General features: G+C 39.2%; 19 protein-coding genes. 4 read left to right on the forward strand and 15 right to left on the reverse strand.

What is annotated here, in order from left to right:
* Nucleotides 1–17: 17 nt before the first annotated feature.
* The 7 genes from flgL to bsdcttw_RS21480 all read right to left on the reverse strand — a co-directional run bounded on the left by flgL (nt 18) and on the right by bsdcttw_RS21480 (nt 8,432).
* Nucleotides 18–1,484: a flagellar hook-associated protein FlgL gene (gene flgL, locus bsdcttw_RS21450; protein WP_207726448.1), complete on the reverse strand. Its 1,467-nt coding sequence runs from the start codon at nt 1,482–1,484 to the stop codon at nt 18–20.
* A 133-nt stretch (nt 1,485–1,617) separates the two neighbouring features.
* Nucleotides 1,618–3,375 (reverse strand): flagellar hook-associated protein FlgK, encoded by a 1,758-nt coding sequence (gene flgK / locus bsdcttw_RS21455; RefSeq protein WP_185256827.1) that lies wholly within the window; start codon nt 3,373–3,375, stop codon nt 1,618–1,620.
* Between the two features lie 16 nt (nt 3,376–3,391).
* The gene (flgK, locus tag bsdcttw_RS21460; protein WP_185256828.1) at nt 3,392–5,140 is read right to left on the reverse strand and encodes a flagellar hook-associated protein FlgK; all 1,749 of its coding nucleotides are present in this window, start codon (nt 5,138–5,140) and stop codon (nt 3,392–3,394) included.
* A gap of 41 nt (nt 5,141–5,181) precedes the next feature.
* Nucleotides 5,182–5,697, reverse strand: coding sequence for a flagellar protein FlgN (locus bsdcttw_RS21465; RefSeq protein ID WP_185256829.1), 516 nt, complete (start codon nt 5,695–5,697; stop codon nt 5,182–5,184).
* 30 nt (nt 5,698–5,727) lie between these two features.
* Nucleotides 5,728–6,006 carry a flagellar biosynthesis anti-sigma factor FlgM gene (gene flgM, locus bsdcttw_RS21470; protein WP_185259913.1) on the reverse strand — a complete coding sequence of 93 codons (279 nt, stop codon included), beginning with the start codon at nt 6,004–6,006 and terminating at the stop codon, nt 5,728–5,730.
* Between the two features lie 338 nt (nt 6,007–6,344).
* Nucleotides 6,345–7,610: a diaminopimelate decarboxylase gene (locus tag bsdcttw_RS21475; RefSeq protein WP_185256830.1), complete on the reverse strand. Its 1,266-nt coding sequence runs from the start codon at nt 7,608–7,610 to the stop codon at nt 6,345–6,347.
* Between the two features lie 141 nt (nt 7,611–7,751).
* Nucleotides 7,752–8,432 carry a PHP-associated domain-containing protein gene (locus tag bsdcttw_RS21480; RefSeq protein WP_207726449.1) on the reverse strand — a complete coding sequence of 227 codons (681 nt, stop codon included), beginning with the start codon at nt 8,430–8,432 and terminating at the stop codon, nt 7,752–7,754.
* A gap of 197 nt (nt 8,433–8,629) precedes the next feature.
* Here bsdcttw_RS21480 and bsdcttw_RS21485 point away from each other — a divergent pair, with 197 nt between their 5' ends.
* The 3 genes from bsdcttw_RS21485 to bsdcttw_RS21495 all read left to right on the forward strand — a co-directional run bounded on the left by bsdcttw_RS21485 (nt 8,630) and on the right by bsdcttw_RS21495 (nt 13,696).
* Nucleotides 8,630–9,334 carry a TrmB family transcriptional regulator gene (locus bsdcttw_RS21485; protein ID WP_185256832.1) on the forward strand — a complete coding sequence of 235 codons (705 nt, stop codon included), beginning with the start codon at nt 8,630–8,632 and terminating at the stop codon, nt 9,332–9,334.
* A 133-nt stretch (nt 9,335–9,467) separates the two neighbouring features.
* On the forward strand, nt 9,468–11,399 hold the full coding sequence (locus tag bsdcttw_RS21490; RefSeq protein ID WP_185259914.1) for a DNA gyrase/topoisomerase IV subunit B: 1,932 nt from the start codon (nt 9,468–9,470) through the stop codon (nt 11,397–11,399).
* Between the two features lie 50 nt (nt 11,400–11,449).
* On the forward strand, nt 11,450–13,696 hold the full coding sequence (locus bsdcttw_RS21495; protein ID WP_185256833.1) for a DNA gyrase/topoisomerase IV subunit A: 2,247 nt from the start codon (nt 11,450–11,452) through the stop codon (nt 13,694–13,696).
* Between the two features lie 72 nt (nt 13,697–13,768).
* Here the strand turns inward: bsdcttw_RS21495 and bsdcttw_RS21500 are convergent, their stop codons facing one another.
* The 6 genes from bsdcttw_RS21500 to deoC all read right to left on the reverse strand — a co-directional run bounded on the left by bsdcttw_RS21500 (nt 13,769) and on the right by deoC (nt 20,452).
* Entirely contained in the window at nt 13,769–14,722 is a 954-nt protein-coding gene (locus bsdcttw_RS21500) for an ABC transporter permease (protein WP_185256834.1), read from the reverse strand.
* Entirely contained in the window at nt 14,722–15,825 is a 1,104-nt protein-coding gene (locus bsdcttw_RS21505; RefSeq protein ID WP_185256835.1) for an ABC transporter permease, read from the reverse strand. Before bsdcttw_RS21505 ends, bsdcttw_RS21500 begins: the two co-directional genes overlap by 1 nt.
* A gap of 117 nt (nt 15,826–15,942) precedes the next feature.
* On the reverse strand, nt 15,943–17,469 hold the full coding sequence (locus bsdcttw_RS21510) for an ABC transporter ATP-binding protein (RefSeq protein ID WP_185256836.1): 1,527 nt from the start codon (nt 17,467–17,469) through the stop codon (nt 15,943–15,945).
* A gap of 88 nt (nt 17,470–17,557) precedes the next feature.
* A complete protein-coding gene (locus bsdcttw_RS21515) occupies nt 17,558–18,745 on the reverse strand; it encodes a BMP family lipoprotein (protein ID WP_185256837.1) in 1,188 nt (395 codons plus the stop codon).
* A 150-nt stretch (nt 18,746–18,895) separates the two neighbouring features.
* Nucleotides 18,896–19,609, reverse strand: coding sequence for a purine-nucleoside phosphorylase (deoD, locus tag bsdcttw_RS21520; RefSeq protein ID WP_185256838.1), 714 nt, complete (start codon nt 19,607–19,609; stop codon nt 18,896–18,898).
* A gap of 177 nt (nt 19,610–19,786) precedes the next feature.
* Complete coding sequence (deoC, locus tag bsdcttw_RS21525) at nt 19,787–20,452, reverse strand: deoxyribose-phosphate aldolase (RefSeq protein WP_185256839.1); 666 nt, start codon at nt 20,450–20,452, stop codon at nt 19,787–19,789.
* 556 nt (nt 20,453–21,008) lie between these two features.
* On the opposite strand from deoC, the gene bsdcttw_RS21530 reads away from it, so the two are divergent.
* Nucleotides 21,009–21,830, forward strand: a complete 822-nt coding sequence (locus bsdcttw_RS21530) for a DeoR/GlpR family DNA-binding transcription regulator (protein WP_185256840.1) — start codon at nt 21,009–21,011, stop codon at nt 21,828–21,830.
* Between the two features lie 341 nt (nt 21,831–22,171).
* Here bsdcttw_RS21530 and bsdcttw_RS21535 read toward each other — a convergent pair whose 3' ends face one another.
* Nucleotides 22,172–22,573, reverse strand: a complete 402-nt coding sequence (locus bsdcttw_RS21535) for a hypothetical protein (protein WP_185256841.1) — start codon at nt 22,571–22,573, stop codon at nt 22,172–22,174.
* Between the two features lie 443 nt (nt 22,574–23,016).
* Complete coding sequence (locus bsdcttw_RS21540; RefSeq protein WP_185256842.1) at nt 23,017–24,450, reverse strand: M20/M25/M40 family metallo-hydrolase; 1,434 nt, start codon at nt 24,448–24,450, stop codon at nt 23,017–23,019.
* Nucleotides 24,451–24,486: the final 36 nt, after the last annotated feature.

The following is a 24,486-nucleotide window of genomic DNA, read 5'->3' on the forward strand; positions in this document are numbered from 1 at the left end:
TCTATTTCAAAGTGTTTTTACAAGAAATCCAGTAAATTCGTCTTTACTGTCTTTCCTGTTGCATTTAAAGATGCATTATATATCATCTGCGCTGAATTCAGCTTAATATATGTCTCTGCGATATCCGCATCTTCATTGTTGGACATCAAATCTTCAAAATCCGTCTGCTGGCTGGATAGTCTGTCTTCCGTCATGTCAAGCCTTACAGAACGTGTACCTAAGTCTGCCACCGCTGTATTTAATTTATCTTGTGCATTTTTACTTCCAAGTATTCCTTTGTTGAACTTGTCCTGCATGACATCTGTCTTAAGTTTGAATTCGGTCTGAAGATTGGTTAACGTTTTATTCAGCTGGTCAATCTGTGTCTGTGTCAGGCTTTTATCTTCCAGATTCTTCTTGACTTCTGCGATTTTGTTTTCAACAGATTCCACATCATTTACAGCATACATTATCTCATCGATATCTCTGCCTATTCCCTGGTCAAAAGCATTCCTTGCCTGGGTGTTTACAGTGAGGCTCTGGTTAAAATTAATCTCATATTGTATCTGCTGATCGGATACTGTATAGGTTATGTTGTTGGTATTGTCCTTGCAGTTAAAATAATTCTCCGGTTTTAAATCTCCGGTTTCGAATTGATTTTTTCCATAGGTTACATTGATTTCTTTTGCACCTTGCAAGCTTGCATATACGGTATCGGATAATATTAACTCACCTGTTTCAGGAATGTAGTTTACTTTTCCGGCAGCAGGACTATATGGGTCAATACTGGTATTTGATAAGGAGGCCAGTTGTATGTTCCCTGCGGCGATGGTTCCCGGGGTCCCGTTTTTATCTACATAGCTTATTGTAACATTGGGATTACCGCTGGCATCTACTGCTGAATCCAGGTTCTCATAAGAAAGCCGCAATCTATGTGTATTTATGGTGGAAGGCGCATTGGTATCAGGGCTTCCTCCTACTCCATAAGATACTTTTGTTATTGCATCCAGATTTTCACCGGTTAAATTCTCGGTAATGGTATAACTTATAGATGTATCCTGTTCAAAACTCAATGTTGAATTGGTCTTATATCCTGTAAAGACATATCGTCCGGCATAATTTGCATTACCTTCCTGATATATCTGCTTCTTCATCTCAGATAAGGTTTCCTCAATACTGCTTCTGTCGGAAGCGGTCAGGGAGTCCGATGCCCCTTGAACACAGCTGCTGTTTATCTTAGATACTATATCATTCATATTCTTTAGAGCTTCTTCTGTTACATCCATCCAGGACTTGGCATCCGGAATATTCTTCTCGTAATACTGGTTTAATTCAGATAAATTGGTTCGTAATTTTAGAGCTCTGACTGCAACAATCGGGTCTTCGGAAGGCCGTTGTATTTTTTTACCCGTAGAATACTGTTCGTCCAGTTTATTCATGAGGTTTTTATTTTTATTGATATTTGACATTAGATTGTTCGTCATCATTTTATTGGTTATTCTCATCTGTATACCCTTTGTGCCTAAAGCCCAGTTGAAGGAATCCTGTCTGGCATCCTTTCTTTTATGAAATTTTCTATCAACCGTTTATTAAGATAAGTACCGTAAGGTAATGCTAAAACTCTGTCAGGCTGTTCTTTTATACTCCAGTACCATTGATTAATTTGTCGTATATTTCATTCATAACAGAGATGACCTTAGCTGACATATTATAGGCGTTCTGATACATTACCAGATTCATTGCCTCTTCATCGACATCGACTCCCGATACAGATAATCTTTGATTACTGATAACAGATAGGATATCTGCCTGGTTCTTCGCATTATTCGTAGCCTTTTTAGAATCAATTCCAACTTCTGCGACCATTGTCTGGAAAAATGATGCCGGTGTTCCCTGTTTAAACATGGAAGCTTTATCTTTTAATGCGATTAAAGCATCGACAACCGTCTTATCCTCTACGCCATTTGTGATTTCTTTACCAGAGGTTGCTATCATGGACGGGTTCTTAAAGATTTCCGATGATACAGAGAAATTAGCCGCCGTAAGATTATAGTAACCTACTGCATCAAGGTCATAATCAGCTCCGGTAGCCGGAATCTTACCGGTAAAGAAATTCTTTCCTTTGTTATTGTTTAAATCATAACCAGTTTTATGAATGCTGTTAAAGCTCTCTGAAAATGTCCTTGCCAGTTCATTCAGCTGACTCATATAATAAGGAATTCCCTTGTAATCAATACTCTCTCCAATGGATGCGGAGCTGCCCACTGTGTCATTAGTGGGATTCTCCAGGTTGAATTTATATTCCAGATTCCCACTGGCATTGGTAGTAACGTTAAAACTATTATATTTATACTGCAGATTATCTATTGTGATATATCCCTCGGAGGGTATATTCAATTTTTCAATGTCGTTAATGCTGGTAGCTCCGAGTGTTACCGTCTTTTTATCCGCACTTATTGCGGTTACTCCTCCGTTTAAATATTCCTGGTTATTTCCGTCCCTAACTTGAAAAAGTGCACTTAAATAGCCTTGAGAAGTGTTGTTTTGGAAAGCAAAATTATTACCGTTATCCCATTTTATTTCGTATAGTCCGTCCGCATCATTCTGATTTACCTTTTCATCCCGGGGTACTACTTTAAGGGTATTGTAATCACCGGTATTAACAAGGGTCTGCCCTTCGATTTTAACAACATAGCTTGTGACACCTACATTCTGCCCTACTACATTTTCAGTGACGGAAACATTTACGATACCGGATAATTCGTCTATTAGATTGTTTCTCTGGTCTCTTAAATCATTTGCCGTACCGCCTCCGGCTTCTAAGGTATTAATCTGCTGGGTTACGGAAGCTATCTGCTGCCCCAGGGAATTAACCTTGTCCACTTGTGTCTTAATTTCAAAATTGCATTCCTGCTGTATGTTCGTGAGACTATTAGCCATTCCATTGAAGTATTCCGTTAAATTCTGTGCATAGTTTACCAATTGGTTTCTTGTTGTTCCGCTGGAAGGATTTTTAGATAATTCCTGGAGACTGTCAAACATGGAATTATAAGAAGTTGTAAATCCTTTGAGACTTACTTCATTAAAATAGTTCTCTATTTCCGTCATATAATACTGCTTGGCTGCATATTCTCCGTTTGCTGTATTGGTTTTACGATATTTCAAATCATAGTATGCATCTCTTGATTGTGTAATACTGGTTGCTGTTACACCCGCTCCCATCATACCGTAAGAGTTATTTGTTCTTATTGCTGCGGCTGCTTTTTGATTTAAGACCTGTCTCGTGTAACCATCTGTTTCCGTATTGGATATGTTATGGGAGGTGGTATTAATAGCTGCCTGATATGTATATAATCCGGATGTTCCGATGTTTAGTCCAAAAAATGTTGACGGCATCTTTCTTCTCCTTCTCTTATAGTCTTGTTACAATATGTTCCATCATCTGGTCAATCACAGTTATAAACCTGGAGGAAGCATTGTATGCATGCTGATATTTTATAAGGTTGGTCAATTCCTCATCCGAGGATACTCCGGCAATTGCCTGTCTCTGATCATCAATATTCTTAACCATAGTCGCCTGATTCTGACTCGTATTGTTAAGTTCATTTCCCCTGTTTGCCAGCTCTCCGGTGAAATTGGTATAATAGTCCTTGAAGGTCGATACTGCAAGACTGTTAGGTGAAATTGCTGCAAAAGGCTGTTTCCATAATGCTAGTAATTTATCTGCTGATTTCTGATCGACACCTGCTGTTCCTTTTCCTGAATTCAAAGGAAGTTTCGAATAATTATTGGATATCTCCGAATTGATTTCTATCTCTCCCAATGTAAATAAGGAATAGATATTATCCGGATCTTCCTCCACATAAATTTTTGTTCCGGCAGGCAGTAAGCTCTCAGCAGGATCTGACATATCAGGATCTCTATACCTGGGTACGGATTTGCGGTTAAATAAGGCTTCTCCCTGGGTATAATTCGGCTTGTCCATACCATAAGGTGCGTTATCGGTATCAAGGACCTTAAACGTCTTGCCACCGGCCGTCACTTCTTTATTAGGTGAAAAAACATCATTAATAGAAGTAACAATCCCATGAATAAGCTGGTCAAACTGAGCCTGGACTGTCATAATAACAGAGACATTGACAGTACTATTGTATTCCTTTACATCGTCATCATAAGCATTTAGGGCTGCCTGATAATCCGTATCGCTCATACTGGCTGTTTTGACTGGTTTTACAGGCATATCTGTATAATTCGCTTTCGCAGCACCTCTGGAAACCAATAATCCCTTCAGAGATCCTATATCCGTATTATTCTCAGTTGATATAGGTAAGTCCATACGGTATACGTCTCTGTTAAAGGCGGTCCATACAGGTTTAAGCAGGTCGGAAGATTCATTGACTTTCGCCACGCCCATCTTGTAGGTCTCGGTTTCTGTAACCAGTGGCATATCCTCTGCCATAACTGTTACAACTCCATCAGAATTCTCTTTATAGGATATATTAACGATACCTCCCAGTTCATCCAAAAGGTTATTTCTTTCATCCCTCAAGTCATTGGCATGTTCTTTCCCATTGCTCTCATATAAGGATATCTTTTTGTTCAAATTATTAATCTGATTTGCAATATCATTTACGGTATTTACTTTATCTAAAATCTGCTGGTTTAAGTTTACCTGATAGTCACTTAACTGCTTGGATATATTATCTGCTCTTTCTAAAAAACTTTTTGCATCTTCAAGAAGAGAAGCACGAACCTCAATAGCAGCGGGTTCCTTGGCAAGTTCTTGTAAGGAAGTCCACAAATCATTTAAGGAATCCTGAAAAGCGACTCCTTCTGTCTCTCCGAACATACTCTCCACTTCTTGTACCGTCTCATACTGGGTCTGATAAAAACCTTGTCTTCCGGCCTCTGTACGGTATGATTTATCATAGAACATACTACGAACCTGTCTTACAGTTTCGATGTCCACGCCCAGACCTGTCTGGAGGGTCGATATGTGGTTTACTCCCCATTTTTGGTATGCGAAGTCAGACATTACTACCTGCTGTCTGGTATAACCTTTAGTTCCCACATTTGCAAGGTTGTGTGCCGTTGTATTAAGTGCGCTTTGGCTTGTAGTAAGTCCGGAAACCCCTACCTGTAAACTGCTTGATAAGCTCATAATATTTCACCTGCTTTTGTATTATTCTTCATTTGTATCATTTATTGCTTCGCATCAAACATCCCCGCCTGGTCGGGATAAGCGTCCACCTGATTGGCACCCTTGTTGTACCCATTATTGCCCGGCAAGACTCTGGCGCTTTGTATAAAATTCATATTGAATTCTATCATCTCCAGGGATTGTTGTATTAAGGATTTATTGTGATTGTTAATTTCTGCGAGATTTTGTATCGTTCGCTTCAGAGCATCATGAATTTGGATCAGTTTATCTTTCTCAGCCGGCTGTTTTTCCATCATTTGTATGACAGTGCGGATATTGATTGATTTCGGGTCTTTGCTGACCACTACACCTATATTCTTTATGACTTCTTCCCTTTTCTTTTCAAGGGCATTTATCCTGTCTGCCAGGAGTTGTTCTTTGTTTGTTATTTCCTGAAGAGTTTTAATATCATTCTTTACGATTATCTGTGTTTTTTCCCTGGCAGCCGGAAGAAGCTCTTTATAAATCTCGCATTCCTGCTCTAATGTTATGATTAATTCTTCAATTAAACTAGCCACAGCCAAACCTCTTTCTATAAATACATCTGGTTATATGGTTTTCTCAAAATATTTCTCAACAATATGGGAAGCTACTTCTTCCATGTTGACATTATAAGTGCCTGACTGTATCTGTTTCTTAATTGCATTGACTTTATCCTCACGTACATCGGGAATCTGACTAATCGCTTGTTTTGCAATCTGGTAATCCTTTGCCGTATTGGAAATCTCTAACTTATCTTTTTCTGAACCGCCTGTAACCTTGGATACCTTTTGAATATTACTGGCTTGATATACTTGTGAAATTTTGTTATATGCATCGATTCGCATTCTTTTCACCACCTAACTGCTTTCTTTCTACTTGCTATGTAATATTTATCGGCCACTAGACCTATTAAATTAAGAGTAAATACAATATTTTTTATCCGCAATTCCATTATATGTAAAATTCTTTATCTTTTTACTTCTACAGCCAGTTGTATTTTTTGAACAAAAACTATTAAAACCTCTGTGTTAATTTCTCCAAGTTCTCCACTTTTCATACGATTCTAATGTCATATAAAAACTATTAAGAACTCCCGGATCAAAAAGAGAGCCTGCACATTATATCTAATGCTGCAGACTCTGCTTTTTTTATAAACATATATAATTTAGCAATTAAGTTTTAATTAGTATTTTATATCCTTTAAAACATCACAAAAATCAAAGGTACTAAAATAATCCTTAGGACTTTCTTTTCTTCTGATTAGCTTTACCGAACCGTCTTCCTGTAGCAAAAGCTCTGCAGATCTTAATTTGCCGTTATAGTTATACCCCATAGCATAACCATGGGCACCTGTATCATGGATAACAATAAGGTCTCCCTTATCAATCTCCGGTAACATGCGGTCAATTGCGAACTTATCATTATTTTCACAAAGGGAACCGGTCACATCATACATATGATCCAAAGGCTCATTCTCTTTCCCCATGACAGTAATATGATGGTAGGCTCCGTACATAGCCGGCCTCATAAGATCTACCGCGCAGGCATCCAGGCCAATATACTCTTTGTAAATGTGCTTTTCATGAATTGCTGTTGCTACCAGATGTCCATAAGGTGCAAGCATAAATCGCCCTAATTCTGTATAAATTTCTACATCTCCCATACCTGCCGGTACCAGCACCTCTTCAAAAGCCTTTCTGACCCCTTCACCGATGGCCAGGATGTCATTGGGCTCCTGATCCGGTTTGTAGGGAATTCCCACGCCGCCGGACAGATTGATGAATTTGATCTTAGCACCTGTTTTCTCATTTAATTCTACGGCAAGTTCAAAGAGAATCTTAGCCAGCACCGGATAATATTCATTGGTTACCGTATTGCTGGCAAGAAACGAGTGAATTCCGAACTCCTCTGCTCCAAGACTCATAAGCTTCTTGTAGCCATCTATCAGCTGTTCTTTGGTAAAGCCATATTTAGCATCTCCGGGATTATCCATAATTCCATTGCTTATAGTAAACACTCCGCCAGGATTATAACGGCAGCAGATTGTCTTTGGAATGCCTGTCAGTTCGTTTAATATATCTATATGGGTATAATCATCCAAATTTATAATTGCATTCAGCTCGCTCGCTTTTATAAATTCTTCCGAGGGAGTTGTATTAGAAGAAAACATAATATCGCTTTCCCTAAAACCAAGAGCATCTGACATCATTAATTCTGTCAAAGAAGAGCAATCTGCCCCGCAGCCTTCTTCTTTTAATATCTGAAGAATAAAAGGATTGGGAGTGGCTTTCACAGCAAAGTATTCTTTAAAGCCTTTATTCCAGGAAAATGCCTGCTTTAATTTTCTGGCATTCTCTCTGATTCCTTTCTCATCATATAAATGAAAAGGGGTGGGATATTCTTTTACAATGGCTTCAAGCTGTTCTTTTGTAACAAATGGTGTCTTCATTTTAGCACTCTTCCTTTCTGCATCTTAACTTTTGCTTTCGTATAATTTATAATTAACGTCGTAATTTATTATTGTTTCTTTTAAGGAACACTATAGTACAATGTTCTACTCTTGTCAATAATATTTAATATACAATTTTTATCAACAGTCCAGTATCTTTGTTATTTTCCCTTCTCTTACTACATCACAGTATTCTTTAATATTATTGATAGGCGAATCCAATACAATCCCTATATGCTTGTCCTTTTTGTGATGTGCATCGGACCCTCCCGTTACAGGCTTGTGCCACTGCATTGCATATTCGCCTGCCAGTTTGTTATAAATTGCTTCTCTATTACCACCGTTTATAATCTCTACCGCATCTTCAAACTCAGGGGTTGGTCTTACATCTTCCAGCAGATACCGTTTACGGAAGGGATGGGCATGTACGATAAAACCGCCGTCATTCTTTATCTTATTGTAGTGCTCGGCAATATCCATTCCAAGAATATCCCTGTTTTTAAGAAGCCAGTCTTTATTCAGGCCATATATCAGAAAATCCATTCCTTTAATACTTTCTTCCCAGCCAAAAAAGACAGATAACCCAATTTTTTTCCCTTCTTCATATGCCTCCTCATAACCTTTTATAAAGCCATTTACCCACTGTTCCCAGGGCAGCTTACGGGATACTGCCGTATTCCCATTGTAAAAATGATCGGTTATGATAATGCCGTCATATCCCAGTTCTTTGTAAAGTCTTGCCTGCCTGCTGCCGCTTATATCTGCGCAGGCACTTCCTTCCTTCGTGTGTACATGCGTATCATATTTATATGTTTTCATCATGTTTTTCTCCATATGGTGTATCCTATGCTATAATAGATCCCTTTGAGCGTTTCAATTTTTCACTGTTGAAATAAAGCAGCCCAACTATAGCATACCTGAAACTTAATTACAATATGTAACCAGCTTCAATACTCTATTTACTTTTATGTATATTAAGTATAAACTTATACCTGATACCATACAGGAAGGATATTATTATGGAATTAATCGATCAGTTTATGTCCTTTGGACTTACCAGACAGGAATCAACTATTTACATGACCTTGCAGATTAATGGTGAGCTTACGGGCTATGAAGTTGCCAAGCTTACAGGAATTTCCCGTTCCAACACTTATAACGCATTAGCTGGATTAGTAGAAAAAGGAGCCGCCTTTGTAATGGAGGGCAGTGTAACCAGATATACAGCAGTTGCTTTTGAAGAATTCAGCAATAATGTGATATATAAATTAAGTGCTATCCGAAGCCGGATTATCCCAAATCTTCCTGAAAGGAAGAAGGAAACTGATGGGTACATCACCATTAAAGGCGAAGAACACATTATAAATAAGCTCCGTAACCTTTTAAATGAAACCGAAAGCCGAATCTATATCAGTGTGTCCTCCGATATCCTGGATATTATACGTCAGGATATTCTGAAATTGATAGACGATAAGAAGAAAGTTGTTATTCTGACTGATAGTCCGTCAGGCTTTGACGGTGCCGTAATTCACAGAAAGGAACAGGTAAAGCGCCAGGTTCGCCTTATCGTAGATTCCAGCAAAGTGCTGACCGGCGAAATAACGGATAAAGATTTCTCTACCTGCCTCTATTCCAAGAATCAGAACCTGGTAGATGTCTTTAAAGAAATGCTGCAAAATGAGATTACTCTCCTGCAATTAAAAGAAAAGGAATCCGACCGATAACACTCAGTCCGGATTCCTTTTCACTCTCTTTTTCAAGTGCTCATCAGTGGGAAGATAGTCCAAATTGCTGGATTTTAAACTTTAAATATGTTAGAATAAGCCTATTGACGATTTTATGAAAGGAAATAAATGTATGGAACAATATACCGGCAGTCAGATTGTAGTTTTAGAAGGTTTGGAGGCTGTCAGGAAGCGTCCCGGCATGTACATCGGAAGCACCGGCTCAAGAGGTCTGCACCACCTTATATGGGAAATTCTTGATAACGGAATAGATGAGCATCTGGCAGGCTTTTGCACAAAAATCAATGTAATACTTAGAAAAGACGGCGGAATAACTCTGAGAGATAACGGAAGAGGCGTTCCTGTTGACATACACCCTACGAAAAAGATTCCCACCGCCAGAGTGGTTTATACCATTTTACATGCCGGGGGAAAGTTTGGCGGAACCGCCTATAAAGTATCCGGAGGTCTTCACGGTGTTGGTGCCTCTGTTGTGAATGCTCTATCAAAACGTATGATAGTCGAGATTCGTAAAGACGGTAAAATATATCAGGACGAATATATTAACGGCGGCCATCCTATTACAGAGCTTGTGGATGGTCTGTTGCCGGTGATCGGTAAATGCAATAAAGGCGATACCGGAACACAGGTTACCTTCTACCCCGACGATACCATTTTTGAGACAATAGAATTCAAATCCGATACCATTAAAAAGAAATTAAAAGAGGTTGCTTACCTCAATAAAAATCTTGCTATTCATTTTCTGGATGAAACCACCGGTGAAGAAAAAGTCTACCAGGAAGAATTCGGAATAAAAAGCTTTGTATCTTACTTAAATCGCGAGTCAACTGTACTTCATGATGAGCCTATCTATATCTGCGGTCAGAGCGGTGAGGTAGAAGTTGAAGTTGCATTTCAATATACAGATTCCTATACTGAGCAGATAAATGCTTATTGCAACCGAATCAATGTTGTAGACGGCGGTACCCTTGTAACCGGCTTTAAAACTGCCCTTACCCGTGTAATCAACCAATATGCCAGAGAGCTTGGCACCCTAAAAGAAAAGGATGAAAATCTGGATGGAAAAGATATCAGAAACGGTCTGGTAGTTATCATCTCCATCAAACACCCTGATCCCCAATTTGAAGGACAGACCAAAACGAAGCTTGGCAATACCGATGCCAAGAGTGCGGTGGATGAAGTCTTTTCCTCCGAAGTACAGCGCTACTTTGATAAGAATATAGAAGTTCTAAAACGAATTATCGATAATTCCATGAAGTCCTACAACGCCAGAAAAGCCGGTGATAAAGCAAGACTAGCCGTACTGAAGCAGATCTCTGATTCTGACGCTAAAATAAAGCTTGCATCCTGCTCTTCCAAAAAAGCAGAGGAATGTGAAGTTTATATTGTCGAAGGTGATTCTGCCGGCGGAACGGTAAAGACCGCCAGAGACCGCCGTACCCAGGCTGTGCTTCCCCTGCGCGGAAAGATTCTGAATGTAGAGAAATCTTCCCTTGAGAAAATACTTGTCAATAATGAAATCAAGTCCATGATTGCTTCCTTTGGCTGCGGAATTGGTGATGACTTTGACATTAATAAACTCCGTTACAACAAGATTATTATCTTAACCGATGCCGATGTAGACGGGGCCCATATCAGTACTCTTCTTCTTACCTTTTTCTATCGTTTTATGCCTGAGCTGATTTTGGAAGGAAAGGTTTACAGAGGGCTTCCTCCTTTATATAAAGTAGAATACGAAACTTCCGGAAAGAGCAAAAAAAAGAAACAATCGGAATATTTATTTAATGATTTTGAACTGGAGAAGTTCCGTAAAATAAAAGAGAATAAAATACTAAACCTCCAGCGTTACAAAGGTCTTGGTGAAATGGATGCCTCCCAGCTCTGGGAAACCACCCTGAATCCTGAAACCAGAATCCTCGCCCAGGTCACTATCAGTGATACGGTAGAAGCTGACGAGATTACTTCTATCCTGATGAGCAATAATGTTCCGCCCAGAAGGAGTTTTATTATAGAGGAAGCCAAATACGCCAAGCTGGATATTTAACCGGCATTCAGCTTCCTATACAAAAACCTTGAAAAGAAATGGGAGAAACCATGAAACCAAATACAGAAAACATTATCCAATTGGATTTTTCGGAAGAAATGAAAAATTCCTTCCGGGATTATGCCATGAGCGTTATTGTCTCAAGAGCCATCCCAGATGTAAGGGACGGATTAAAACCGGTGCAACGACGTATACTTTATGCCATGAGAGAACTTGGTCTTGAACCTGCGAAACCCCACCGTAAAAGTGCCCGTATAGTAGGTGATACTATGGGTAAATATCATCCCCATGGGGACAGCTCCATCTATGACGCACTGGTACGTATGACAGAAGAATTCTCCATGTCCATCCCGCTGGTAGACGGTCATGGAAATTTCGGTTCTATCGACGGCGACGGGAGTGCTGCCATGCGTTATACGGAAGCCAGACTTTCAGAAGGTGCCATGACCATGCTGGACCATCTGGAAAAGGGATTAGTACCTTTTATTCCGAACTTTGATGACAGCGAAAAGGAACCGGTAGTACTCCCTGCCATGATTCCCAATCTTTTAATTAACGGCTCAACCGGAATTGCCGTAGGAATGGCAACTAATATACCTTCCCACAATCCGGCCGAAGTCATAGACGGTGCCATTGCTTATCTGGATAATCCCGAAATAACCTTGGACAAGCTTATGAAATACATTCCCGGTCCTGATTTTCCTACCGGCGGTATGATTATCAACCAGGAGGATATCAGGAACATCTACGAAACCGGTGAAGGTAAACTTCGTCTTCGTGCTTTAACCGAAATAGAAAACGGTGAAAACGGACGTAAAAATATTATTATCACTGAGATTCCCTATACCGTAGCCGGTAATAAAACAAAGCTGGTAGAGAATCTTGTCAATCTGATGAAGGATAAAGTATTCGATGAAATCTATGATGTAAGGGATGAGTCTTCAAAAGAAGGAATCCGTATTGTGATTGAAGTCAAAAAGGATAGAGATACGGAGAATCTGTTAAACGGTCTTTATAAAAAGACATTAATGGAAGATACTTATGGTGTAAATATCCTTGCAATTAAAGACCAGCAACCGGTAACTTTCTCACTGAAAGCCCTGTTAAAAGAATTCGTCACCTTTCAGGAAGAGCTTTATACCAAAGAATATGAGCATCTTCTGGGAAAAGCTGAAAACAGGCTGGAGATTGTAGGCGGTTTAATCCGTGCAACAGATGTCATTGATTTAATTATTGAAATATTAAGAGGCAGTTCTTCTATCGGACAAGCCAAGAGTTGTTTGACATCGGGTGATATTACCGACATCAAGTTTAAGTCAAAAGCCTCTGAAAAGCAGGCAACGACCCTTGACTTTACCGAACGGCAGGCAGAGGCAATTCTTGCTATGCCCCTAAGCCGATTGATTGGCCTGGAGATTCTGAGACTCCATGAAGAAAATGATTCTTTATTAAAAAGTATTGAAGAATATAAATTAATACTTAGTGATACCAAGGAACTCTACAGAGTTATTAAGAACACTTTGAAAGAATACAAAAAGACCTTTAACATACCCAGAAGAACAAAGCTTACCTCTATTGCCAACGTAGACTACGTGGAAGAAGTAAAAATCGAGGATATTTATATCCTGATTGACAGATTCGGATATACCAAATCCATCGATAACGTTTCCTATTCCAGAATCTCTGAGGATACCTTAAAGGAATATCCCCATATTATACTGTGCAAAAACACTGATAAGCTCTGCCTGTTCACGGCTGAGGGAAATATGTATCAGGTAAAAGTATCCCAGATTCCGAAATGCAAAATTAAGGATAAGGGCGTTCTGATCCATACCCTATGCAAGGTAGATAAAGAAAATATATTGGTTTACACTTCCTTCGAACAGTTATTTGAGTCCCAGCTTGTATTCTCCACCAAGTCCGGTTATATTAAGCTTGTATCCGGTATTGAATTTGAGACAAACCGAACTGCCATATCTGCCACAAAATTAGAGGCAGAGGACGAGGTCGTTAATGTGATTATGTTATCAGCCTCAGAAGCTCTCGACAAGAACTCAAAGGTAATTATTCTAACAGAAAAGGGAACCTCTCTTGGCTTCCTGTTAGATGAAATTCCTGAAATGAAAAAGACCGGTCGCGGCGTTAAATCCATAGAACTGGATAAGGGCGACTCCGTAGTATTAACTACTATCCCGAAAGCAACCGACGAATTCTTTATACTCAAAGAGAAAGAATTGAGTATAAAAAAAGTCCGCCTAAGAAAAAGAGGACAAAAGGGTCAAAAAGCTCAGTTGTAGAAATGAAAAATCACCGCTTAACCTTACAACTTAAGCGGTGATTTTTTTGATTCAATTATCTGCTTTTAATAATTATCTGCTTCCCTTATCATAAGGAATACCTTCAGCTTTGGGAGCCTGAGAATGCTTGGAGGAAAATGCAAGAATGATAAGAGTTGCGATATAGGGTATCATCTTATATATTTCATTTGATATAGGAAGATCTCTTAACACCGGCACTACCGAGTAAGCAGAGGCAAAGGTCTTCATAATACCAAAGAAGAATGCTGCAGCAATAATCTTATTGGTTCTCCATTGACCGAAGATTAAAACAGCTAAGGCAAGGAAACCATAACCGGCAACGGTTGCATTGAAATTGGTAGAGGTAGGTACGATAAATACCAGACCACCGATACCGGCTAATGCACCGGATATCATAACACCGGCATAACGTATCTTGTACACGTTAATACCAACGGAATCCGCAGCCTGAGGATGTTCACCGCAGGCTCTAAGTCTTAAACCAAATCTAGTCTTGCTGATTACAATGCCGGATAAAATCGCTATTCCGAGGCCCACGTAGGTCGTAATATAGCAATTCTGGAACAGTAAGGGTCCGATAACAGGTATACTTCCAAGAACCGGAACTTTATTGATATGAAATGTATCTTTAAACTGAATCTGCTGCACGCCCTGAACCATTCTTGCTACGAATACTACAAAGGCAGGAGCAAACATGTTAAGAGCAGTACCACTGATTGTCTGGTCAGCTTTTAAATTAATGGAAGCAAAGGCATGAAGCAGGGAGAATATTGCACCGCTGACACCGGAGATTACAAGTGCAAGTAACAGCAAGGGCTGCCCGCTCATCTTCCCTTCAAAAATATGCATAAAGCCGATTCCGAAGAATCCACCCATAACCATGATACCTTCTAAGGCGATATTAACAACACCGCTTCGCTCTGAGAACATTCCTCCTAAAGCAACGATTAGAAGAGGAATAGCAAAAAACATGGTCTGCTGTACAATAAAATATAATATTCCCATTATTTTGCCTCCTTTGCTGCGCCGCTTTCAGAAGATTTTCTGCGGAACCTGTCAAATAAGTGTTTGATTAACAGAGCAAAAGCTCCAAAGTAAATGATGGTGGAGATAATAATATCAACAATTTCCGGAACAAAGTTAAACAGCTGAATATTATTACCGCCGACAGTAATGTGTCCAATAAATAAACCGGCAAATAAAATACCGATAGGATTAGACATACCAAGGAGTGCAACGGATATACCGTTAAAGCCCTGAGGTGCTAAAACATCAAGAACCTGCAGGTATTTACCGGAGCCGGCAAGATAGAGCAGACCGCCGCCAAGACCGGAAAGAGCTCCTGCTATGGTCATAGAAAGTATAATATTTCTCTTGGAATTAATACCTGCATAACGGCTCGCTTCCGGGCTTAGTCCGCAGGCTTTTAACTCATAACCAAAAGTTGTTTTATTTAAAACAATATAAACAATAATAACAGCCACAATGGCAATAAAGATGCTGATATTAATATTATTGGAATGAAATAACTTGTCCAATCCTGCCTTCGGAATTAACGCTGTTTTAGCAACAGGTACGGACTGGCTCTTAATAGGGTCATAAACGTACTTTACAATAAGGATATTTACAAGGTACATTCCAATATAATTCATCATAATGGAAGTAATAACCTCATTCACATTGGCAACTGCTTTTAAGATACCAGGTACCATACCCCAGATTGCTCCTGCTATAAAAGCTCCCAGAAGGGCCACGATCCAGTGAACACCACCAGGCAGGAAAGTCCATTTTACACCAATATAAACTGCTGCAAATGCTCCGCTAGTAAATTGACCGGAGGAACCAATGTTAAACAAACCGGTTTTAAAGGCAAAACCAACCGATAAGCCGGTTAAGATAATGGGAGTTGCCAGGTAGAATACCTGTGCTAAACCGGATAAACCATCCGTAAAACCGCCTTTTAGTATCATTCCAAAGGCCGGAAGAGCCTGATGTGCATTACTAAAAAGTAATATAATTAATCCGAAAAGAAGTCCGGCGGCAATGGCAACGATTGATGCAGCAAAATCCTTACCGCCTTTGCTTAACTCAAATTTCCGCTTCTTCATACTATAACTATCCTCCATGCTGCAGACGCACTGCAAATTCAGGCGCCAGCTCAAATTTGTGTATGAATAATGTTCTTGTGTGAATTAAACCTTTTAAATTCACACTGTCTACTGGCATTATTGCGCAATATTTCTTTTGGAGCCGGACATATAAAGTCCCAATTCCTGTACAGTAACTGCCTTAGGGTCAAGATCTGCTACAATTTCACCTTCATACATAACCAGAATGCGGTCACTCACTTCCATAACCTCATCCAGCTCCAAGGATACTAAGAGCACTGCTTTACCGTTATCCCTCTGCTTGATTAACTGTTTATGAATATATTCTGTAGCTCCGACATCAAGTCCTCTGGTTGGCTGTACGGCTAATACGATATCCGGATCTCTGTCAAGCTCTCTGGCAATAATAACCTTCTGCTGATTACCGCCTGACATTCCTCTGGTAACGGAGTTCTCTTCCTGGGAGCTTCGAATGTCATACTGCCCGATTAATTTCTTGGCATACTCTCTTATCGCATCAAAACGGATAAATCCGTTGCGCTGGAATCTAGGTTCAAAGTAAGTCTGAAGCACCGCATTCTGCTGTAAGGTATAATCCAGTACCAGTCCATGCTTGTGTCTGTCCTCCGGTATATGTGCCATACCGGCAAGATATCTCCTTCGGATAGAATCCTTCGTAATGTCTTTTCCGTTTATGGATACTTTTCCGGACTGTACAGGCATCAACCCTGAAATTCCATATACCAGTTCAGACTGACCATTGCCGTCAATACCTGCAATACAGACAATCTCGCCTCTTCGAACTTCAAATGACACATCATTAACCACTTTTTTGTGGGAGTTAGCTGAAGCAACAGATAGATTCTCTACCTTTAATGTTACATCACCCAGTTTTTCTTCTGCCTTGTCCAGGTTAAAATTCACCTTGCGGCCTACCATCATTTCTGACATGGTTTCCCTGGTGGCAGACTCAACATCGATCGTGCCGATGTACTTGCCCTTTCTAAGAACAGTACAGCGGTTTGCTACCGCTTTGATTTCATTTAATTTATGTGAAATGAATATGATAGACTTGCCTTCATCTACCAGATTCTTCATTATCTTCATCAATTCATCGATTTCCTGCGGAGTTAGAACAGCCGTAGGCTCATCAAATATCAAAATCTCATTATCGCAGTAAAGCATCTTTAATATTTCAACTCTTTGCTGCATACCTACTGTAATATCGGATATATAGGAGTCAGGATCTATCTTTAACTTGTAATGCTCACTTAATTCTACAACCTTTTTTCTGGCTTCGTCCATTTTAAGGAAACCGCCTTTTACAGTTTCCCGGCCTAAAACGATGCTTTCAAGGACTGTGAAATTATGCACAAGTTTAAAATGCTGATGTACCATGCCGATATTCAAATTATTAGCGTCATTGGGGTTGTTAATCTTAACGGCTTTCCCGTTAATCTTAATTTCACCCTTTTCCGCCTGATATAAGCCGAATAATACGCTCATCAGTGTGGATTTTCCAGCACCGTTCTCTCCTAACAGAGCATGGACTTCTCCTTTTTTCACACAAAGCGTTACGTCATCAAGAGCTTTAAAATTACCAAACTCTTTCGTAATATGATTCATTTCAATGACATATTCCATACAGTCCTCCTAAGCATTCTTTAAAAATGAGGGTACTTATAAAATATAGGCACCCTCATCGCTTTTACACAATCTTCTAAATCTGCTATTACTTAATCATTTCAACTTTTACGAATTGAAGAGGAAGTCCGCTTGCATCTGCAACTGCTTTTCCGTCTTTATCCACTGCTGTTGTATCATTTAAGATAGTGATTTCTTTGCTAACAATCTTGTTGTAAATTGCTGTATAATCGTCCTTTGTGAACTTTGTAAATTTAGAGGTATCCATAGGAAGTTCAACACCTTCAGATGTTGCATCCAAAGTTACAGACTTTCCACCAGGGAATGTGTTGCCATAAAAAGCAGCTAAAGCATCATATACGGATTTCTTTAAGTTCTTCATGGAAGAAGTAATTACTGTATCGGATTCAGAAGACTGATCAACGTCAACACCGATTACTTTCTTTCCTGCTGCTTCTGCAGCTTTCATTACTGAGTTACCTACAGCACCGCCGCAAGCGAAGATAACTTCTGTTCCTTCGTTATACCAGGAAGCTGCTTTTGCCTGATTATCAGGAGTAGCATCAAAGTTACCAACATAAGTGTATTTTAAGTCAACACTGCCATCAGCAAGTCCTAATTCTTTTGCAGCGTATTCAGCACCCTGAGCAAATCCGTAACCATAACGGATAACGGCAGGAACTGCAATACCACCCATAAAACCTAACTTGGTGTAACCTTCTTTAACGATAGCATAACCTGCAAGGAAACCTGCTTCCTGCTCAGCGTAGAAGATTGAATAAGAGTTAGCTGCTACATCAGCTGTACCGCCATCTTCGTGAGGAACACCATCTAAGATAACGAATTTAACATCAGGATATTTAGCCTGCTCGGTATGAACAGGAACTTCAAACATATATCCAGGGCAAACTACGATTTTAGCACCACCCTTAATAGCAAGTTCAATACTTGTTATATAAGCTTCATCGGATTTCTCAGTGGGTTTGTAGTATTTGTAAGTTTTGCTGTTCTCTTTTGCATAAGCTTCAACACCTTCCCAGGCACCCTGGTTAAAGGATTTGTCATCGATAGTACCGATATCAGTGATTAATGCAACTTCATATTGATCGGAGCCGGATGCTTCTGCTGTTGCAGTAGGTGTAGCTGTGTCAGTTGCATTACCGGTTGTTGAATTTCCGTTGTTTCCGGAATTGTTGTTCTTACTACCGCATGCTGCTAATGAAAATACTAATGTCAAGGTTAAAGCAATGCTTAATGCCTTTTTGAATAACTTCATTTTTTCATTTCCTCCCTAAATAATATTCTTTTTATAAACCAATCCAATGCAAAAATCATCTTGCAATGATTTAATGCCCTAATAAGGGTGTGAATTATATTACTGTAATTCACTCTGCCCATCAAGATATAGCAGACGGACTAAAATACTTTACTGGCTGATAGCAACTTCCAAAGCCACTTTCATCATGTCATGGAAACTTTCCTGACGTTCCTCTGCTGTGGTAGCTTCTCCTGTTACCAGAGAATCAGAAATGGTGCAGATAGCAAGTGCATTCTTACCGGTTCTGGCTGCATTCATATAAAGAGCTGCAGCTTCCATCTCTACGCAGAGAACTCCCATCTTCGTCCACTTCATGGTACCCTGAGAATCGTCATAGAAGGTATCTGATGATAAGAAATTACCTGCCATATAGTGGATTCCCATTTCTTCTGTCACCTGTATCGCTTTACGTAAAAGATCATAGGAAGCGATTGGTGCAAATGTTCCGGGAAGTTCAAACTGGGTTGCATATGCTGAATTGGTGCAAGCTCCCATTGCAAAGGCGATGTCTCTGATCTTTAGATCCTTATGCATGGAACCGGCAGTTCCGATGCGGATAATGTTGTCCACATCATAATAACGGTACAGCTCATAAGAATAAATACCGATAGAAGGCATTCCCATTCCGCTTGCCATTACTGAAACCTTCTTATTCTTGTAGGTTCCGGTATATCCATTAACTCCTCTGACAGGATTAACTAATACAGCATTTTCAAGATAGTTGTCTGCTACAAATTTAGCTCTCAAGGGATCTCCGGGCATTAATACAGTTTTTGCAAAGTCGCCCTTCCCAGCCGCTATATGCGGTGTAGGTGTACTCATAGTATTCCTCCTCATTGCATATTTTAAATCATTGTGTAAAATCTGTCTATCGCAAACATACTATCGATGCGATAAAGAGTTAAGTAACGAAAACTCGGTCTTTTTCTTAATAATCTAAACTCCTTTTTAGAATTACTTTCAAATATTAAGGTGTTTTCACCATTTTCCATATTTTGTTTAATAGCTTTCTGCTTTCAGGCCCTTCACCAGATTAACTGCTGAACTGGTTCCAATTCTGGAACATCCGGCATGAATAAAGGCACTTAAATCCTCCAGTGAGCGAATACCACCGGCTGCCTTTATCTTGACTTCAGAACCAATATGCTCTTTAAATAATGCAATATCCTCAAGAGTTGCTCCGTCTGTTCCAAATCCGGTAGATGTCTTAATGAAATCAGCTCCGGCATTGGTAACCGCATGGCACATAGCAATCTTCTCTTCTTTGGTAAGATAACAGGTTTCAATAATAACCTTTAAGATCTTATCACCGGTTAGCTGCTTTAAAAGTGCAATTTCTTCTTCTACCTTCTTGTAGTCGCCGTTCTTGACATCCGTTAGATTAATAACCATATCAATTTCAGCTGCTCCATCTTCTAAAGCCTGCTTGGTTTCAAAGGCCTTTGTTTCTTTTGTATTATATCCAAGCGGGAAGCCTATAACCGTACAGATTGCCAGCTTATCCCCGTATTCTTTATGAATTCGCTTCACATAGCAGGGCGGTACACAAACAGATGCTGTCTGAAACTCAATCGCTTCTTCACACAGTTTCTTGATATCCTCCCATTCAGACACTGCTTTTAATAAAGTATGATCTACATAATGCAGCATTTCAGTTTCTATCATGTTAACTCCTTTCGTGAATATCAGTTTTGCGATATGATATTCTAGAATACGTTGTTTCAATTAATATTAATATTCCAGAATACCCCTCTGTTTTATGCATAAATATAAAACCAAATACACGAACAATTCCTTGGCTGCAAATGGTTAATATTATACGAAAACATACAAAAACAGCTGCCTGTATAATTCCAAGCTCTGTATTCCACCTTTTTTATCATGGAATGTATGAACCAGGATACAAAATATATACTATAGAATAATAGCGTTTGCAGCTTCAGGCAACATTTGGATTAGTATTGTAGTATGCTTTTCATTTCTTAGTTCTATACTACCACTTTTATAGGTGCCGGTCAATAAATTTTTGTTTCACTTTTCACATTTTTTATCTTTTCTTTGTTCAACTTGTAGCATATTGTACTATATTCAGAATTATCTTGAATATATATCCACAAAATGTTATAATGCTAACATAAATTATGAGACTAAAATAAATCACTTTTCTACCGGATGTCATTTTCCGCTATATCTTTACTATATTGTGAATGAGGAGTTCAGAATGAGCAAGAAGACGGACCGGCTTAACCGGCTTATAGACATTATCAAAACTAAAAACGGAGCCTCCGTCAAAGAGCTTGCAGCAGTATTGGGGGTATCTGAGATGACTATACGAAGAGATCTGGATGTACTGGAACAGCACAGCATTGTTAATAACGTTTATGGAGCAGCTATCTATAACCCCGCTTCCGACAATCCTACCTTTAAAAATAAAGAAGGCTCTGATTATGACCTTGGTAATCCCTATGAACTCTCAAATGCCAAAGGCGCAAGAGATACGGAGAAAAAAAACATCGGCGCACTTGCTGCCTCGTTGATTAATTCCGGTGATATTATTGTAATTGATACCGGTTCTACCACAGAAATGCTCGCAGAGCATATACCGGATGATATAAAAGCTACTGTTCTATGCTATAATGCCAACATCCTAAATTCCCTTCGTCCAAAAGATAATCTGACACTGATATTCTCAGGTGGTAAATACCATCCTCAGACACAGATGGTTGAAAGTTTACAGGGTGTAGAGCTTATAAAGAGTATGAGGTTCACAAAAGCCTTTATCTCAGCTGCGGGAGTTCATGCAAATCTTGGTATAACCTGTGTATACGACTATGAAGTGCCTACCAAACTTGCCATTATGCAATCCTCCGTAGAAAAAATTCTGCTCTTTGACTCCAGTAAATTTAATCAGGTTAAACCGGCTTTCTTTGGAAGCTTAGCTGATTTTGATGTCATAATAACAGATGACGATATCAGTGACGACTGGAGAGAATTGATTTTATCAAAAAATATTAAACTCTATACCGTACCGGGTAATAAATAAAAAGCGCTGTGAAGAATTAATTATATCTTCACAGCGTTTCCTATATATAATACTTAATTTGATTCTTGATTTAATTTCTAACTTTAATTCCTTGATTTAATTTCTTATTTTAATTTCTTACTTTGATTCCTTGATTTAATTTCTTACTTTGATTCCTTGATTTAATTTCTTACTCTAATTCCTTACTTTAATTTCTTGACTTAATTTCTTACTTTAACACCATACTTTGATTCTTTACTTTAATTCTTCACTTTGATTCGCTACAATCTTAAAGTCTGCTTTTTATAAAAGAAGGTTAACACTTTGCCATCACAATCGTTATCAACTGCTGCAAGCAAATATTACTGCTCTTTTCCCCGTTTCTTCTTCATAAGAGGGAATTCTCCGCTCTCTCTTAGATTTTTTAGTTTCTGAACTTTAAAGGCTTTGAATCTGTCTGCATCCGATTTCTCTAATACTTTAAGTTCTACCATTTTATCAAGAAGTTTTGCTTCATCATTCATCTCTGTTTCCAGAAGCCCATAGATTTCTTCCTTCTGGGCTTTGGTCAGGGTCTGCCAGGCAGATTCCGCTTTTTGAATTTTTTGTTCAAAGGCAGCATCTTTGCTGTTTCTATCTTTTTTCCCCTCTGACAGTGTTGCCGATTCAGTATTTGTCTCCGCTGCATTTACTGTAATTGATCCAAAACCGGCCAAATAGATAAAACCGGCCAGTACAAGACCGCATAACTTTATTTTGTTCATTCAGCTTCCTCACTTTCCTGAATGGCAAAGTGTTACCTTCTGATTTAGTGTTTCCGGCAGATGTGAAGAATTTGTGAACATTTACTATGTAATAATTTCCAGCATATATTAATCTAAGTATCGCCTCCATAAGTCGAAAATTTCTTATTAATCAATTTTTTATTTATATAATTCAAAATCGCTTTAGCTAAAATTAAAGAGTATATGAAATAATACGAATATATTAATGCCGGTGTCTGTAAAAATAGACAATTCTTAACTTAATCATAATATACAAAATCCATGAACCACAGTAAAGATATTAGTTTTTACTGCAGTTCATGGATTTAAAAAATAATTAGAACTTAAAAATTCCCAAATTTTAAATATGAATAGTCTCATTTATATATAACAGGTGCTTCTATAATAAATCGCTTCGGTTTTATTTCACAATATAAAAGCATCTACAGTTCCTTTAGCAATCTTATATAGAACTCCACCGTCTTAAGCATCGTATCTATCGGAATTCTTTCATCATGACCATGGATCAGTGCGCGTTCCTCTCCTGAGAGTTTCATGGCAGAGAAACGGTACACTCTGTCAGTAATACGGCAATAATGCCTGGAATCACTGCACGCCATCATCAGATATGGTGAAACCAGTGCCTTCGGCCAAGTCTGCCGAATTACTTTCTTCAGCTTATGCCACTCCTCGCAGGAAGTATCCGAATAAATAGATGGGTTCATACCGTCCACCAGAGAAACCTTGATTTTCTCATTCCGAACAATCTTCTTTAAATACTCGGAAGCAGAATCAATATTATCTTTTCCAAGTAATCTCATATTAATTCCAAAACTTGCTTTTGACGGGAGCACATTATAAGCCTTACTGCCTTCCATTCTGGTAACCGCTACAGTGGTTCGCAGCATAGCATTAAGCTCTCCGCCGGATTTTTTACAAATGAGGTCCAACACCGGTGCAAAGCACCAGAGATTTGCAAAGATAAGCCGATAGGCAAAGGAGGAATTCCTCCCCAGTGTATCAAACATCTCAAGTACCGGTTTGGTCAGCTGGCGCTTGAATGGATTGGCTTCTATTCTGGTTACCGCTTTACTAAGCTGCCCAAGAATCGTATGTATGGGAGGAGTTGAGGCATGGCCGCCCTGACTTACCATCTCAAAATCCAAATCAGCCATGCCTTTTTCTCCGATTCCTATTAAGGCACACTCTCCAGAAACTCCCGGGAATACATTTTCTACAACCGCACCACCCTCGTCCAGTACAAGCGCCGGCTTGATTCCTTTGCTTTGCAGATTACTTACCATCTCAGGGCAGCTGTCCCCAGCTATCTCTTCTTCTCCGGAAAAGGCCAGATATAAATCATTGGCTGGAATATAATTTTCTGACAACAGCTGCTCCAGTGCTTCCATTACTCCGCATAGGGTCCCTTTTGTATCCAGAGTTCCTCTTCCCCATATGTAATCTTCCTCTACCAGTCCCTCAAAAGGCGGTTTCGTCCATTGTGCTTCCTCAACGGGAACCACATCATAATGAGCCATGCACACAGAAGGTTTTGTTGCTGCTTTTCCTTTTAGATGATAAATAAGTCCTGTTTTTCCAACCCTTGAAAGTGTACATTTTTCATGTATAAGAGGGAACCGTTCCTTTAAAAGCGTATTAAATTTCTCGAATTCCTGCCTGTCAATTAACGATTCCTCCCGATAGGACACCGTCTTGCATCTTATCATGGCAGACATATCGTCGATTATCTTAGTACGATTAACCTCAATTCTATCTTCCCCAAGTATTTCTCTTTCCTCGGGTTTAAATCTTAGTGCTCTGATTAAAACAATTAGAAGAAAAGCAAGAATAAAAATACCGATCAAGATTCCAAGCATTTAATTTGTCCTTTCATAATTGAGGATTTGTTCTTA

The organism is Anaerocolumna chitinilytica, from assembly GCF_014218355.1.
GTDB lineage: Bacteria > Bacillota > Clostridia > Lachnospirales > Lachnospiraceae > Anaerocolumna > Anaerocolumna chitinilytica.

Coding starts and splice junctions, on each gene's coding strand:
- deoC (WP_185256839.1), bottom strand. CDS start 20,452: ATGATAGAAACTGAAATGCTGCATTATGTAGATCATACTTTATTAAAA.
- bsdcttw_RS21505 (WP_185256835.1), bottom strand. CDS start 15,825: ATGAAGAAGCGGAAATTTGAGTTAAGCAAAGGCGGTAAGGATTTTGCT.
- bsdcttw_RS21490 (WP_185259914.1), top strand. CDS start 9,468: ATGGAACAATATACCGGCAGTCAGATTGTAGTTTTAGAAGGTTTGGAG.
- bsdcttw_RS21480 (WP_207726449.1), bottom strand. CDS start 8,432: ATGATGAAAACATATAAATATGATACGCATGTACACACGAAGGAAGGA.
- bsdcttw_RS21500 (WP_185256834.1), bottom strand. CDS start 14,722: ATGGGAATATTATATTTTATTGTACAGCAGACCATGTTTTTTGCTATT.
- flgK (WP_185256828.1), bottom strand. CDS start 5,140: ATGAGCTTATCAAGCAGTTTACAGGTAGGGGTTTCCGGACTTACTACA.
- bsdcttw_RS21535 (WP_185256841.1), bottom strand. CDS start 22,573: ATGAACAAAATAAAGTTATGCGGTCTTGTACTGGCCGGTTTTATCTAT.
- flgK (WP_185256827.1), bottom strand. CDS start 3,375: ATGCCGTCAACATTTTTTGGACTAAACATCGGAACATCCGGATTATAT.
- bsdcttw_RS21485 (WP_185256832.1), top strand. CDS start 8,630: ATGGAATTAATCGATCAGTTTATGTCCTTTGGACTTACCAGACAGGAA.
- bsdcttw_RS21515 (WP_185256837.1), bottom strand. CDS start 18,745: ATGAAGTTATTCAAAAAGGCATTAAGCATTGCTTTAACCTTGACATTA.
- flgM (WP_185259913.1), bottom strand. CDS start 6,006: ATGCGAATCGATGCATATAACAAAATTTCACAAGTATATCAAGCCAGT.
- bsdcttw_RS21540 (WP_185256842.1), bottom strand. CDS start 24,450: ATGCTTGGAATCTTGATCGGTATTTTTATTCTTGCTTTTCTTCTAATT.
- deoD (WP_185256838.1), bottom strand. CDS start 19,609: ATGAGTACACCTACACCGCATATAGCGGCTGGGAAGGGCGACTTTGCA.
- bsdcttw_RS21510 (WP_185256836.1), bottom strand. CDS start 17,469: ATGGAATATGTCATTGAAATGAATCATATTACGAAAGAGTTTGGTAAT.
- bsdcttw_RS21475 (WP_185256830.1), bottom strand. CDS start 7,610: ATGAAGACACCATTTGTTACAAAAGAACAGCTTGAAGCCATTGTAAAA.
- flgL (WP_207726448.1), bottom strand. CDS start 1,484: ATGAGAATAACCAATAAAATGATGACGAACAATCTAATGTCAAATATC.
- bsdcttw_RS21495 (WP_185256833.1), top strand. CDS start 11,450: ATGAAACCAAATACAGAAAACATTATCCAATTGGATTTTTCGGAAGAA.
- bsdcttw_RS21530 (WP_185256840.1), top strand. CDS start 21,009: ATGAGCAAGAAGACGGACCGGCTTAACCGGCTTATAGACATTATCAAA.